Origin of the sequence: Vibrio sp. 1727 (genome assembly GCF_033344415.1) — a bacterium.
Lineage (GTDB): Bacteria > Pseudomonadota > Gammaproteobacteria > Enterobacterales > Vibrionaceae > Vibrio > Vibrio alginolyticus.
Window position 1 is genome coordinate 1 of record NZ_JAWPOT010000530.1, and the last position, 563, is coordinate 563.

The following is a 563-nucleotide window of genomic DNA, read 5'->3' on the forward strand; positions in this document are numbered from 1 at the left end:
TAGCGATAATCGATGAAGATATTTCCATACGTATTATGTGTGATACTGCTCCCAAAAGTAATTCCAATCTCCAAAAGATGATTTTGGTGTCATAAATATTTAATGTTTGTATGGGTTGTTAAAAAACTGGATATTAGACATAGTGTTATTAAGCCAAAGTAAATTGGCTGTTCATAACAAACAGGAGATTATTTATGCATAACGAAATGATTCAACCGTCGCACTTCGGCATCATTGCTCGCACTTGTATCGCCTCAGTAGTAATGTTGGCGGGTGTTTTCGCTCTTATTTAGTGGAGTGACGTAAGCTAGATTACGTTTTAGAAAACAAAAGCAAAATTCAGGGAATTACCTTCAGTTGTAAACGGTATTCCCCTGAAAATCACTCAAAGTAACCCCTTCTTAGCTGAGTAAGCTAAAAACCAAAGCACTTACCGCAACAATACCTGTGATCAGAACAAAATAGGTAGAGAGCTTTCCACGATACTGCTTCATCGACTCAATCTTATGTACCGCCAACATCGGCATAATGAACAAGATCATTGCGATAACTGGCCCAGATAA

1 pseudogene is annotated in these 563 nt (G+C 37.7%); it reads right to left on the bottom strand.

Annotation, left to right across the window (positions count from 1 at the left end):
• Positions 1 to 401: 401 nt before the first annotated feature.
• Positions 402 to 563 (bottom strand): annotated as a pseudogene (locus R8O10_RS26750) (HAAAP family serine/threonine permease); the annotation flags it as partial.